This window comes from Thermococcus sp. (genome assembly GCF_027066465.1).
Taxonomy (GTDB): Archaea; Methanobacteriota_B; Thermococci; order Thermococcales; family Thermococcaceae; genus Thermococcus.
In genome coordinates, this window is record NZ_JAMONU010000093.1 from 1 (window position 1) to 11,437 (window position 11,437).

General features: G+C 54.1%; 14 protein-coding genes. 6 read left to right on the top strand and 8 right to left on the bottom strand.

All coding sequences use genetic code 11. The features are described from left to right. Nucleotides 1-78 precede the first annotated feature (78 nt). The 3 genes from MVK46_RS04430 to MVK46_RS04440 form a co-directional block, all read right to left on the bottom strand. Nucleotides 79-759 (bottom strand): hypothetical protein, encoded by a 681-nt coding sequence (locus MVK46_RS04430; protein ID WP_297535440.1) that lies wholly within the window; start codon nt 757-759, stop codon nt 79-81. A 96-nt stretch (nt 760-855) separates the two neighbouring features. Beyond that, a complete protein-coding gene (locus MVK46_RS04435) occupies nt 856-1,929 on the bottom strand; it encodes an mRNA surveillance protein pelota (protein WP_297535441.1) in 1,074 nt (357 codons plus the stop codon). Between the two features lie 40 nt (nt 1,930-1,969). Then, nucleotides 1,970-2,728 (bottom strand): molybdopterin-binding protein, encoded by a 759-nt coding sequence (locus MVK46_RS04440; protein WP_297535452.1) that lies wholly within the window; start codon nt 2,726-2,728, stop codon nt 1,970-1,972. A 155-nt stretch (nt 2,729-2,883) separates the two neighbouring features. Here MVK46_RS04440 and MVK46_RS04445 point away from each other — a divergent pair, with 155 nt between their 5' ends. Continuing rightward, the gene (locus MVK46_RS04445) at nt 2,884-3,891 is read left to right on the top strand and encodes a phosphorylating glyceraldehyde-3-phosphate dehydrogenase (protein WP_297535442.1); all 1,008 of its coding nucleotides are present in this window, start codon (nt 2,884-2,886) and stop codon (nt 3,889-3,891) included. Nucleotides 3,892-3,934: 43 nt separating this feature from the next. Here MVK46_RS04445 and MVK46_RS04450 read toward each other — a convergent pair whose 3' ends face one another. From MVK46_RS04450 to glyS, 5 genes are read right to left on the bottom strand one after another with little or no spacing between them, the layout of a single operon-like run. Next, complete coding sequence (locus MVK46_RS04450; RefSeq protein ID WP_297535443.1) at nt 3,935-5,302, bottom strand: ATP-binding protein; 1,368 nt, start codon at nt 5,300-5,302, stop codon at nt 3,935-3,937. Nucleotides 5,303-5,320: 18 nt separating this feature from the next. Beyond that, complete coding sequence (locus MVK46_RS04455) at nt 5,321-5,626, bottom strand: DUF167 domain-containing protein (RefSeq protein ID WP_297535444.1); 306 nt, start codon at nt 5,624-5,626, stop codon at nt 5,321-5,323. Next, a complete protein-coding gene (locus tag MVK46_RS04460; RefSeq protein ID WP_297535445.1) occupies nt 5,623-6,126 on the bottom strand; it encodes a DUF402 domain-containing protein in 504 nt (167 codons plus the stop codon). The genes MVK46_RS04455 and MVK46_RS04460 overlap by 4 nt, the downstream gene beginning before the upstream one ends. Continuing rightward, complete coding sequence (locus MVK46_RS04465; protein WP_297535446.1) at nt 6,123-6,932, bottom strand: alpha/beta hydrolase; 810 nt, start codon at nt 6,930-6,932, stop codon at nt 6,123-6,125. The genes MVK46_RS04460 and MVK46_RS04465 overlap by 4 nt, the downstream gene beginning before the upstream one ends. Before the next feature lies 1 nt (nt 6,933). After that, nucleotides 6,934-8,646: a glycine--tRNA ligase gene (glyS, locus tag MVK46_RS04470; protein WP_297535447.1), complete on the bottom strand. Its 1,713-nt coding sequence runs from the start codon at nt 8,644-8,646 to the stop codon at nt 6,934-6,936. 146 nt (nt 8,647-8,792) lie between these two features. Here glyS and MVK46_RS04475 point away from each other — a divergent pair, with 146 nt between their 5' ends. From MVK46_RS04475 to MVK46_RS04495, 5 genes are all read left to right on the top strand, one after another. Further along, nucleotides 8,793-9,023 carry an LSm family protein gene (locus tag MVK46_RS04475; RefSeq protein ID WP_297470938.1) on the top strand — a complete coding sequence of 77 codons (231 nt, stop codon included), beginning with the start codon at nt 8,793-8,795 and terminating at the stop codon, nt 9,021-9,023. A 16-nt stretch (nt 9,024-9,039) separates the two neighbouring features. Then, nucleotides 9,040-9,228, top strand: a complete 189-nt coding sequence (locus MVK46_RS04480; RefSeq protein ID WP_297535448.1) for a 50S ribosomal protein L37e — start codon at nt 9,040-9,042, stop codon at nt 9,226-9,228. A gap of 105 nt (nt 9,229-9,333) precedes the next feature. Continuing rightward, complete coding sequence (locus tag MVK46_RS04485) at nt 9,334-10,734, top strand: MATE family efflux transporter (protein ID WP_297535449.1); 1,401 nt, start codon at nt 9,334-9,336, stop codon at nt 10,732-10,734. A 47-nt stretch (nt 10,735-10,781) separates the two neighbouring features. Then, nucleotides 10,782-11,003, top strand: a complete 222-nt coding sequence (locus MVK46_RS04490) for a hypothetical protein (RefSeq protein ID WP_297535450.1) — start codon at nt 10,782-10,784, stop codon at nt 11,001-11,003. Continuing rightward, on the top strand, nt 10,990-11,388 hold the full coding sequence (locus MVK46_RS04495) for a type II toxin-antitoxin system VapC family toxin (protein ID WP_297535451.1): 399 nt from the start codon (nt 10,990-10,992) through the stop codon (nt 11,386-11,388). Before MVK46_RS04490 ends, MVK46_RS04495 begins: the two co-directional genes overlap by 14 nt. Nucleotides 11,389-11,437: the final 49 nt, after the last annotated feature.

An 11,437-nucleotide genomic window follows, 5' to 3' on the forward strand; every position in this document is an offset into this window, starting at 1 on the left:
GGCTGAGAGCGCTCCTCCTTCAGGGTGAATGAACTGAAACAAGGGCTCTATCTCCCAGCTTTCTTTGAGTAAACTGAATCATCCAACAGTAACCCACACGCTGTCTTCAGAAGTTCCCACGACTCCCTCCGTCCAGCACCTTACGGGCACGTAGACCGGGGGAGACAGGAGGTAGCTTCCGCCGACAATAAACTTGGGAACCCTCAGGTAGCCGGTAACAATCACGCTGGAGTTCTTCTCTATGGTTATGGTGTCTCGGTCGAACCTGAAGAAAACCCACATCGGAAGGTTGTATCCAAGGGGACGCTTAAACTCCTTAATCTCCGGCGGAACCTCCTTTTCATTTACGTAGCCAGCAGGGGCAAACGTGAAGTCTCCAATCCCTTGAAACTTGCCGAGGACAAGTACAATTCTCTCCGGCGTCTTTGAGCCTCCAAGGTAAGTTATCTTAACCTCCACGGGCACCTCTTGTCCTGGTCTTAGGGCCAACTTTTTCTCTGAGGGCTTGAGTATTGAAACCTCAACGGCCCCGTAACCGCTCTTGACCAGTTGCCTCACCCCGTCAAAAGTTATTGCCCCGAGAGTGCCATTTTCGGGCCCGTACTGGTAGACACCGGTCAGAATTGTCTGAGCTGTGTGGCTGGACTGAGTCTTATTGCTGACTGTGTGAAGGATTATGGTGGGCGTTGATGTAAAGTAGGACAGTACGAGAAGGATAAACACGAGTCCGAGGAGCGCAAGGAGTCTGCCTTTTCTCACATCATACCACCTAACTGGAGTATTTACTCTAACGATTTATAACATTAACCCCAGAAGTAGGGGGAGCAAGAACACAAAAGGTTAAAATGCAAACAATCACTTCACCCTGAACCTCAGCAACGCCGCGAGGCCGCCAAGGGCCTTCAGCTTTTCTCCCCCTTCGTGCTCAGAGCTGACGATGACCACTTCGCCCCGTGAATACCTTACGGCGTCCATGAGCTCCTCGACCTTCTCCCTGTGTCCGCTCTTCAAAAGCTCGTCGAGAACCAAAAGCGTCTCAACGGCCCCGTAGTTCACAGCTTCCTCCACCTCCCTGAGGCCGTAGGTGGCTAACCCAGTGTTCCTCGCGATGTTCTCAAGGACCTTCTCAACGAGCTGGACTTCCTTGGCAACCCTGTTCTCATGGTAGACCCTGTCAACGGTTCCGCGCTTGATGACCTCGTAGATGCCCGTCCTTCCGGTTACGCTGGTGTCTTCGATGACGACCTTCTTCGCCAGCTCGGGGTAGTTTTCACGCAGGAACTTGTGGAAGTCCTCCTTGACGAAGCCCGGACCCGCTACAATCGCCTTCTCAATCTTCTCCCTCTCCATGAGCTCGGCCATAGTCTTAGCCAAGTCGTGGAAAAAGCGCTTCTCCTCGCTTTCGCGGTCGGTGTTGTAGCGCTTCCCGCCGAGGTTCCGCCTTATGCTCGCCACCATCTCGACGCCGTACTCGCGGACGAGCGCTATATCGGCTTCTCCCTCGTCTATCACCACAATCATGACCTTGGCCCTCTTCGAGGCCTCAATCGCCTCCTTAAGGCGCTCTATGTGGTGCTCCTTCCAGCGGGGCTTCTGGATTGTTACGACCGTTCCTTCCTCAATCGTTATCGTGTGGTACTTGCCGAGGGGGACATCTTCTCTGCTCGCGTAGACTATCGGCCCGGTAACGCGGACCTGGTTCGCGAACTTGTGAAAGTTTATCTTCTCGGCTTTAACCCCGAGGTAGACCGGAATGACCTCGACCTTCTCGGCCCTCAGCGAGTCCGTTCTCTGGGCCTGCTTTCTAAGGGTCTTCGCGTAAACTATATCCCCGGGGTCTATGACGTGGTAGAGGTGCCAAAGGTCGTCCAGCGTTTCGGCCTTTACCTTCACTATGCCCTCCTTGGGCTTCTCTTCGAGTATCTGCACCCTCTCACCCCTAACGAACTTGGAGGGAAGGATTTAAAGGTTACCAGCCCTCAGCAAAGCGGATTCCCTTCGACTCCATGAAGGCCTTCGCGCGCTCTATCTCCTCCTCGCTTTCACCGAAGAGGATTATTCCGATGTACTTCCCGAAGCCCTTCGGCGAGGAGTGAATTCTAACCTTGAAGCGCTCCAGCGTCTCGTTGAGTATCGGCGCGAGCTTGCTCTCGTCCGTTATCTCCGCCAGTAGCTTTCTCTGAACGAACTTCTTCTTTCCGAGCCTCGGGAGGACTTCCTTCTCGAGCATCGCCTTCATCTCGCGCGGCATTCCGGGGAGGACGAATATCTTAACTCCCTCGTGCTCGATGTAAGCCCCCGGCGCGGCACCCTCCGTGTTCTCCAGCGGTTCCGCTCCCTCCGGCAGGTAGGCCATCTTTTTTCTCGCCTCGTTTAACTCGGGGTCGTCTATGAGGCCCTTCTCGTAAAGCTCGCGGTAAAACGCTCTAATCCTCTCAAGGCACTCCTCGCAGAGGACGAGCTTCCTGTTGAGGGCCTCCGCAACCGCTAGCATAGTAACGTCGTCGTGGGTCGGTCCGAGACCGCCGGAGATAACGAGAACCTCGGGTTTTCTATCGAGGATTTCTCTGAGGACGGTCTTTATCTCCTCCACGTCGTCTCCTACGGTCGTCTTCCTCCGCACCCAGTAGCCCCTCTCGGTGAGCTTCTTCGCGATGAATGCCGCGTTGCTGTCAACGGTGTTCCCGGTGAGGAGCTCGTCGCCTACCGTTAGTATCTCCGCGAACATTCCCACCACCGGAGAATTTTCAACTCAAGGGCTTATAACGCCAGCGGAGGGATTTTGCAGGAGAATGTCAAAACGGCCACTCCTCGAAGTGCTTTTCACCATGAGTGAAAGCAACGCTTAAGTATTTTATCGCTGTAAAACTCCCGGTGGTTGCCATGGCCAGGGTTAAGGTCGGAATCAACGGCTACGGCACGATAGGAAAGCGCGTCGCCTACGCCGTAACCAAACAGGACGATATGAAGCTCATCGGCGTAACCAAGACCAAGCCCGACTTCGAGGCCTATCTCGCCAGGGAGAGGGGCATCCCGGTTTATGCGGCAAGCGAGGAGTTCCTGCCGAGGTTTGAGAAGGCCGGCTTCGAGGTTGCCGGAACGCTGAGCGACCTCCTCAGCGAGGTTGAGGTAATCGTTGACGCAACTCCCGGGGGAATGGGGGCGAAGAACAAGGCCCTCTACGAGAGGGCAGGAGTTAAAGCAGTCTTCCAGGGCGGTGAGAAGGCGGACGTTGCCGAGGTTTCCTTCGTGGCCCAGGCCAACTACGAGAAGGCCTTGGGAAAGGACTACGTCCGCGTCGTCTCCTGCAACACCACTGGCTTAACCAGAACGCTGAGCGCGATTCAGGAGTACATAGACTACGTTTACGCGGTTATGATTAGAAGGGCGGCCGACCCCAACGACACGAAGCGCGGTCCCATAAACGCCATAACACCAAGCGTTACCGTTCCTTCCCACCACGGGCCGGACGTCCAGACTGTTATATCGATTAACATTGAGACGAGCGCCTTCGTCGTCCCGACTACTCTTATGCACGTCCACAGCGTAATGGTCGAGCTGAAGAAGCCGGTCGAGGCGAAGGACATAGTTGATATCTTCGAGAACACCACGCGCGTTCTGCTCTTCGAGAAGGAGAAGGGCTTCGACAGCACCGCCCAGCTCATAGAGTTTGCCCGCGACCTGCACCGCGAGTGGAACAACCTCTACGAGATAGCCGTCTGGAAGGAGAGCATCAGCGTCCGCGGGAACAGGCTGTTCTACATCCAGGCGGTTCACCAGGAGAGCGACGTAGTGCCTGAAAACATAGATGCGATAAGGGCCATGTTCGAGCTCGCAGACAAGTGGGAGAGCATAAGAAAGACGAACAGAAGTTTGGGGATTTTGAAGTGATTAGAGCTTATCGAAGGGGCTTTTTCTCTTTTTTCTGTGATTCTCAGCGGATGGTATTTTCAAAGTCCTCCAAGTCCCAGACGAGCCAGCCTCCTTCTCTCATTCCTTCTTTTCCTTCAGCCCGCTTTGCCACGAGGCCATAAAACGATTCCCAGTCATCAAGTCCTACAAGCTCTGCCTTTCTTTTCAAATCTCTCAAAATTCCTCTCGTTTCCCGCTCACTCAGCTCCTTCCACTTCACCTCGACGAAGAGCGCCTTCTTCTCCCGCTCGTTCAAGGCAACGAGGTCAATCTCCTCCCCCTTCCGCCACCATCTGCCGATTCTTGTAAACCTGAAAGGTAGCTTCCCGGCTTTGTTCAGCTCGACGAGAAACTCTTTGGCGAGTTCCTCAAACCGTATGGAGTAGGCCCTCTGGAGGTTCTCGAAAACGCTTTCGAAATCGGCCAGACCGAGCTCTATGGCGGTTCTGTTCGGGTAAACCAGCGAGAACCATGTAAGCAGAAACGGGTCGTTTATCCGGTAAATGCCCCTCTTTTCCTTTCCTACCACTGGAACTTCTCTCCTCACAAAGCCCAGCCGAATCAGGGTTTCGAGATAGGGGTATATCCTCCTCCCTTCGATGCCGAGGCTGTTTGCTATCTCCGTCGGTCTGTGTTTTCCAGCCGCTATTGTCGCGAGAATCGAAAAGTAAACCTTTAACTCCCTCAACTCTCCTGCAAGGACTATGTAAGGCTCGTCATAGAAATAGCCGAGGGGGGAGAGAAACTCCTCTTCCACAAGCTCCTCAATGCTCCGTTTCCTCGATGCTATGGCAAGGTAAGCCGGAACGCCCCCAAGAAGGAGGTAGGCCCTGAGTCCGTAATCCCAGTCACCAAAGAACTCAACGGAGTGCCTGAAATTCAACGGTTTCAGCATGAAACCGGCGGTTCTTCTGCCGTAGAGGGGGGAAGAATAGCTTAAAACCTCATCTCGCATCATTCCAAGGAGCGAGCCGGAGAGAACAAGCATTACTGGTTTCCGCGAGAGCTCGTGGTCCCACGCCCTCTGGAGGGCGCTCAGGATTTCTCTGTCAGATTTAACGGCGTACGTAAATTCATCAAGGATTACCGCCGTTCGCCCGCTTATCTTGGAGGCTAGATACTTGAAGAGTGGAAACCAATCCAAGAAACTTAGAAACAGCTCGTCCCCGAAAAATTCTGCGAGTTCCTTTCTGAGGGCTTCTATCTGTCCCTCTTTAGTGCCCTCAGTAAACGTATGGAAGAATACCCTCTTCCCCTTTGCAAACTCACTCAGAAGCCTTGTTTTTCCAACTCTCCTTCTGCCGTACACCACGATAAAGGACGGTGTGTTCTCCCATTCCCTCTCCAGCAGGTCCAATTCGTCTTTTCTGTCAATGAATTTACCAATCATGATTAGTACTAATCGTGATTAGTATTTAAGACTTCCGGTTGAGTTCAACCTTTTCTTTACCTCCTCCGCACTCAACCTGACCAGCAAATCCTTCTCCCTGCTTGTCTCCCCGCGAATCAGCTCGACTTCGGCTCCTAAAACTTTCGAGAGGAACTTGACGAGTTCCCTGTTCGCCTTTCCTCCAACGGGCGGCGCCTTCACCCTGACCTTCAATCTTCCGCGCCACTCGTCGATTCCCTCAATCTCGTTTTGTTTAGCCTTCGGCTGGACGTAAACGAGAAGGAGCGTCCCGTCTTTAGTCTCCTTCAAGAACTCCGCGCTCATCTCGAACCCTCCCCGTACTTCCACACGATTTCGGGTGGGAACTCACCGTGCTCGACCTTTTCAAGTATCTCCCTCACGACGGAGTAGGCAAAATCGAAGGTTTCCCTATCAATCAAACCATAGTTGAGGGCCATCTCAAGCTCGTCCTCGTCGAGGAGGAAAGCTTCCCCGTCCGGGAAGATAAATATGTCGAGGAGGAGGTCGAGCATCTCCAAGGTGTTCCCATCGCGCTTTGTGTAGGCGAGAACATCAACGTAGAGCCCCTTGAAGTTGCCCCGCTCATCGTAGACCTTTAAGATGTCGTAGTTCTTTCCAACGAAGGCGAAGTAGAGCATGGTGTAGCCGTTTCTGATGACCTCGACGCCGTTCACCCTCAGCGGGGCGAGCATCCCCTCGAACTTAGCTTTGGCGACGATTACGTCTCCCAAATCTGCCACAACTTCGTCGTACCGCTCCAGAACCCGGTTCGGAATCCGCCGGTAGATTAGGTGGATTTTCATTCCCCAACACCCGGGAGCCTTCCGCAGAAGTCACGGATAATCCTGGCGAGGGCCTCCGGCTTTTCGTAGGGGAGCATGTGACCGGCGTTCGGCAGTTTGATGAGACGGGCGTTCAAAAGCTCGGCAACCCTCTCGGCTTCTGCCGGGGGAGTAACACTGTCGTCTTCGCCAACGACAACTGTTGCTACGGTCTTAACCTTCGGAGCGTAGTCATAAGCCCTGTACTCGAACGTGGACGGGTTCTTGAAGCTTTGAGGTGGGAGGGATTCAATGTATCCGGCGTTCTCCTCCACGAACTCCTCATAAACCTCTTCTGGAGTTGAAGGGCTGAAAAATAGCTTTCTGTAGAGCCTTCTTGTGAGGAAGTTGTTGGAAAACAGGAGGGGCTTCCATATCCAGCTCGGGAGGTGAAGTATCATGAAGTCCGTGAAATCCTTCCTAAGCTCCAGCGGGGGGCTTATCAGAAGAGTTCCCCAAACCGGAGACCTCGAGCAGAGCATCAGCGCTATCATTGTCCCGTAGCTGTGGCCAACGAGAACGGCTTTGTTCGGCTCAATTCCAAGCTCTCTGATGAGAAGCTCAACATCCCTTACGTGGTCGAGCATCGTGAACCTCTCGGGCTTCTCCGAGGAGCCGTAGCCGCGGAAGTCGAGCGCTACTGCAAGGAAGTTTCCCTTCAGCATCTCAATTACTCGAGCCCAGTTCAAAGCCCTCCCGGGAATGCCGTGGAGAAAAATTAAGGGGCGTCCTCTTCCCCGTATCTCGTAGTGTATTTTCACGCCGTCAAAAGAGCTGAAGAAGGGCATTTCACCCTCCTCCGAAAATCAGCTCCCTGAGCTTTGAAGGTAGCTCCTCGATGCTCACCCTTACCTGCTCCCTCGTGTCGCGGTCGCGAATCGTCACCGTGTTGTCCTCGGGCGTCTGGTTGTCGATGGTCACGCAGTAGGGCGTGCCAATCTCGTCGTATCTCATATAACGCCTTCCGATTGTGTCCTTCTCGTCATAGACTACTATGAAGCCCGCCTTCTGGAGCTTCCTGAAGACGTCGTAGGCTATGCTCTTCAGCGGCTCCTTGGCGACGAGCGGGAGGACTGCGACTTCAATCGGCGCCATGTCCTTCTTCAGCCTGAGGTACGTCCTGTCCTCCTCGATGACGAGGCTGTTCTCGAGGAGCAGGTAGAAGGGTCTGTCTATTCCGAAACTCGGCTCGAGGACGTGCGGGACTATCTTCTCGCCGGTAATCTTCTCTTCAACTTCATTAATTATGAAGTCGTCCCTCTCAAGCTCGTAGCCCTCTATCGTGATTTTGCCCTCCTTCTCGAGTATTTCGACCAGCTCACGCTTTTTTTCTTCATTCCAGCTCTTAATGAGTTCGTTTATCCTCTTGGCGTCTTTCCTCAGCTTCGGGCCAACACGCTTGAGGTTGAGGGAAACCTCAAGCTTCCTCACGATTTTCGGCTCGTCGTAGTGGATTAGCACAGTCAAATCCGCCCCGCTCTCGCGCATGTGCCTGCTTAAGTCGTAGTCGCCGCGGTTGGCTATACCGACGCACTCCACCCAGCCGAAGCGTTCGCTGTGAACCTCGGCATCCCACGTATCGCGCGAGTAGTGGGCGCGCTCCTCCGGCAGTTGCTGGCGGAAGCGTATCCTGTCCTCGGGAATGCCGATGTCGAGGAGGGTCCTCTTGACCATGACCATGTAGTAGGCGAAGAATGTGTTCATGATGTAGCCTTTCTTTACCGCCTCCTCGGCCGTCATTTCAATCTCGCCAAGGCCTTTGAGCTGGTGCTCTATCGGGTAGAGTCTCAAGACCTCGTCCTTGACCTCGTCGAAGTGGGGGTGTTCGGTTTCCTTCGGGTTGAAGAATATCTCGGCTTCCGCCTGCGTGAACTCCCTGAGCCTCAACATTCCCTGTCTCGGTGAAATCTCGTTTCTGTAAGCCTTTCCAATCTGGAAGACGCCGAAGGGGAGCCTGTTCCTCGCGAAGGCGTTCAGTCTTTTGAAGTTCACGAATATACCCTGGGCAGTTTCTGGCCTCAGGTAGCCCTTCTGGTCGCCGTAGGGGCCGATTTTCGTCTCGAACATGAGGTTGAAGTACCACACATCGGACAGCTCGCCGCCGCACTCCGGACAGCGAATATCGTGCTCCCTGATGAGCTTTGTGAGTTCCTCAGCAGATAATCCCTCCACATCCTTTCCCAGGGCTTCCTCGATGAGGTGGTCGGCTCTAAATCTGGCGCCGCACTTCTTACATTCAACGAGCGGGTCAACGAACTTCTCCACGTGTCCGCTAGCTATGAAGACCTTCTCCGGCGTTATGTCCGGCGTTTCGAGCTCGAAGAAGCCCTCCCTCTGGAAGGCCTCTCTTATCTTCCGCTCTATCTTCCTCTTTATCGTCGCGCCGAGAGGACCGTAGTCGTAGAATCCGCGTGAACCGCCGTAGATTTCAAAGCTACCCCACGCGAAGCCCCGCCTCCTCATGAGGTCCTGGAGAATCTCGTATTTATCAGGCTCTCCCATGCTCTATCACCTGAGAGTTGAGCGGGATAATTTCATAAAAAGGTTTTGGGATTTAACGAAGCTCCGCAATGTTGAAAAACGGAAAGAGTTATAAACCGTTCTCGTCGTTTAGGCTATGAGCTTTGATTGTTTGGAGGTGCGTGAAAATGGCGGAAAGACCACTCGATGTTATTCACAAGTCTCTTGACAAGGACGTCCTCGTGCTCCTCAAGAGGGGTGGCGAGTTTAGGGGCAGGCTTATCGGTTATGATATCCACCTGAACGTGGTTCTGGCGGACGCCTCGCTCATGCAGGACGGCGAGGAGGTTAAAAAGTACGGTAAAATCGTCATCAGGGGAGACAACGTTCTGGCAATCTCCCCGGTTGAGATAGAGTGATTGGCGGGGTGATACAATGGGAGCCGGAACCGCGCCGAAGGGCAAGCGCAACAGTACCCCTACCCACATCAGGTGCAGGCGCTGTGGTAGGAGGGCCTTCAACGTCAAGAAGGGCTACTGCGCCGCATGTGGCTTCGGCAGGAGCAGGAGAATGAGAAAATACCGCTGGAGCCACAAGTGGAAGAAGAAGAGGAACCTCCTCTGAACCCTTTTTCTTTTGTTTCATCATGTCCTCTTCTGTGCACCCCTTCACGGAACCGTAACCCTTATTAACTAAAATGCTCTTTTGCTCGTTTAGAGGGGCATCTTAATGATTCTCCGCAACGAGACCCAGCGGAGGATATGGCGGCTTGCATGGCCGGCGATAATAGCGAACATATCCCAGACGATGCTCAACTTAGTTGACACTCTCATGGTCGGCCACGTGAGTGCCTTAGCTATAGCCGCAGTGGGCCTCGGCGGGCAGGTCAGCTGGTTTATGTTCCCGATTATGATGTCGGTTTCCGTTGGAACCCTCGCCCTCGTCGCACGCGCGGTAGGTGCAAAGGAGTTCAAAAGGGCTGAGCTCGTTCTCGAACAAAGTCTCTATATTGCCTTTCTCCTCGGAATCCCCGTCCTGCTTTTCGGCTGGTTCTTCGGCGACGACGTGCTGAGAATCATGGGCGCGAAGGGAGAGCTCTTGAGCCTCGCCTACGCCTACCTCAAGGTCGTTTTCCTGTTCTATCCCGTCCGCTTCGTGGTCTTTACGATAAACTCCGCCCTCAGGGGAGCCGGCGATACAAAGACCCCGATGAAGGTAGGAATCCTGATGAACGTCCTCAACGCGCTCTTCGACTACCTTCTAATCTACGGAAAGCTCGGCTTTCCGAGGCTCGGAGCCGTTGGGGCGGCCTGGGCCTCTGGAATCGGTATAAGCTCGGCACTCGTTGTTCTCCTTGTTCTTCTGTTCTCGAACAGGCTCATCCTTAAGTTTGAGCCGAGCTGGCGCTTCAAATGGGACATCGTGGAGAGAATCGTCCGCATAGGCACACCGACGCTCGTTGAGAGGAGCCTCTTCAGCTTCTACAACTTCCTTTACATGAGCATAGTCACACGCTTCGGCGACGTGGCTCTGGCGGCGCACCAGATAGGACTCAGGATTGAGAGCATCGCCTATATGCCGGCGTTCGGCTTCAACGTCGCAACATCGGCTTTGGTCGGTCAGAACCTCGGCGCCGGAAAGCCGGAGGAGGCTGAGCGGACAGTTTATGAAGCTATGAAGATGGCCGGTCTTTTCATGGGCGTCATGGGTGCGGTGCTAATCCTCTTCCCGCGCTACCTCGTCATGCCCTTCCTCAACCCGAACGACCCGAACTACGGGGAGGTTCTCCACCTCGCGAGCATCTACCTCATAATCGTTGGCGTGAGCGAGGTTCCCCTTGGATGGGTCTTCGTTCTCAGCGGGGCTTTAAGGGGAGCTGGAGATACGAAGAGTCCGATGTACGTAACCGCGATAAGCAAGCTCCTCTTCAGAATTATCCCGGCCTACCTTCTCGGCTTCGGATTCTCGATTCCGAGCTTTCACCTGCTCGGATTCGCGTTCCCGGGCTTTACCTTCGAGGGTCTCGGCGTTATAGCCGCGTGGATTGCGATGAGCCTCGAGACCTTCACGAGCGCAGGAATGTACTGGTGGATTTTCAAGAAAGGAAAGTGGAAGCACGTGAAGGTGTGACGGGAACGTTTATATCTCTGTAATGCGTTTCTGTAAACGGTGGTTGTATGGCGGTCATAAGCGTCCGCGTTCCCGACGAGCTTAAGAAGAAGATGAAGAAGTACGACATCAACTGGAGCGAGGAGATACGGCGGTTCATAGCGACGAGGATAAGCGAGGAGGAAAAAAAGCGGACACTCGAGATGATGCACGAGTTGCTCGCGGATGGAACGCCAGCCAAGACAGGAACCGCAAAAAGATACGTGAGGGAGGACCGTGATAGTAATTGACGCCTCCGTTCTGGCGAAGTACGTCCTCCTCGAGCCGGGCTGGGAGGAAGTGGAGAAACTCCTGATGGGCGACGCCGTTTCGCTGGACTACGCCCTCGCGGAGGTCTCCAACGCCCTCTGGAAGCACCACATCCTTTACGGGGAGATATCGCGAGAGGAATTTGAGAGGCGGTCAAAGGTAATTGACTTCCTCCCGAACGTCCTTATCCTCGAAGATGGAACCAACTACCTAACGGAGGCAAGGAAAATAGCGGTCGAGCACCGCATACCAATCTACGACGCCCTCTACATCGCCCAGGCCCTCAAGCACGGAAAGCTCGCGACGGCCGATGAGAAACAGGGAAAAATAGCGGAAAAGCTCGGCGTTGAGGTGGTTTACCTCTAAAGCGCCGAGACGTGGAAGATTGCCTCCATCGCCCTTCCGAAGAGGTAGC